The sequence below is a fragment of the Pseudomonas sp. AL03 genome (assembly GCF_029960815.1).
Lineage (GTDB): Bacteria > Pseudomonadota > Gammaproteobacteria > Pseudomonadales > Pseudomonadaceae > Aquipseudomonas.
This window is the reverse complement of sequence record NZ_JASBRE010000074.1, coordinates 1-1,392: the sequence shown is the minus strand read 5'-3', so window position 1 is coordinate 1,392 and position 1,392 is coordinate 1. Positions and strand designations below refer to the sequence as shown.

The following is a 1,392-nucleotide window of genomic DNA, read 5'->3' as shown; positions in this document are numbered from 1 at the left end:
CAGCCAACGACAGCGAGGGCGAGTCCATGAAAAAGCATACTTCGATTGATCAATCCCTGTCTTCTTCCGATTTGTCGGCCTGCACAACCGTGGCGGTCGATCTGGCCAAGCAGGTCTTTCAGGTCGCCGGTGAAGACGTCTTCGGCCAGGTGCACTACGAGCGACGGATCAAGTCGCGCGAGGCGTTTTATGAGTTTCTCCGCCAGTTGCCGCCTCATGTCGTGGTTCTGATGGAGACCGGTCCGGGTGCTCAAGCCTGGGCCCGGCAGTTGCAAGAGCAAGGCAATCTGGCGCGGATTCTTCCAGCCGGTTTGGTGGCCACCCATCGCAGCGGGCCTAAAAATGATCGCAACGATGCGCTGGCGATTCTGCGGGCTGGTCGCGATGAAAAGATCTACGCAGTGCCGGTCAAAAGCGTTGCGGCGCTGGCAATGCAGGCGTTGCATCGCGCCCGCCAAGGCTATGTGCGTCGACGCACGGCGGTGAGTAATCAGATGCGCGGCCTGCTGCTCGAGCACGGCGTGGCCTTGGCGCAGGGCGATGTTGCGATCAGCCAGAAAATTCCGCGGGTACTGGAAGATGCCACCCAGCCGGTGCCGGGCCTGCTGCGTGAACTGATCGACGAACTGTTGGCCGAGTGGCGCCATTTGGGCGAACGCATCAGCGTGCTGACGGGGCGCCTGGAAGTGGCCGCCAACGCCGACATGACGGCGAAGCGACTGATGACTGTGCGCGGCATCGGCCCAGTCACTGCCACGGCACTGGTGGCCAAGGAAACCAAGCCTGAGCGATTTCCCAATGCCCGCAAGTTTGCCGCGTACTTTGGCATGGTGCCTGACCAGCACAGCAGCGGGCAGACGGTCCGGCTGGGGGACATGACCAAGCGAGGCGATGTTTATTTACGCAGCCTGATGATCCAGGGAGCTCATGCGGTACTGCAACAACTACGACCTGATTCCCAGCAACCCGATGACCGCCGCTTGTTGCGCTGGATGAGCCGACTGGGCCGTAAGGAGGCTGCGGTCAGGTTAGCCAACCGCAACCTGCGAATCGTCTGGGTGCTTCTACAGAATGACCAGACTTATCGTCGCCAGGCTGGTGATGGCCAGCAAGCGACGATGAGCCACTGAGCGACAGAGTTCTGCCACCGAGGTACTAACTGTCCGGCCCTTTGCTGAAAAAAAATTGACCCCAGGTAAGACCGGCGTGGATTGATGCCTTAGCTGCTACTGGCCTTCGAGGCCTGACTGTAATCGGCATACCACGAGCTCTTCCAATTTTGGCCAGAAGCCGAAGACGGCTTCCTCGAATAGGCCTGATACATAGATGCAACGGGGCGGCGGTTTTTCAAAAGCGGGTAGACAGTGGGGGCGAGTCCATACATAGCAGCTG

General features: G+C 59.8%; 1 protein-coding gene. It reads left to right on the top strand.

Going from position 1 to position 1,392, the window contains the following annotated elements; all coding sequences use genetic code 11:
* Positions 1-71: 71 nt before the first annotated feature.
* Positions 72-1,130: an IS110 family transposase gene (locus QK293_RS27440; RefSeq protein WP_282383495.1), complete on the top strand. Its 1,059-nt coding sequence runs from the start codon at positions 72-74 to the stop codon at positions 1,128-1,130.
* Positions 1,131-1,392 lie beyond the last annotated feature (262 nt).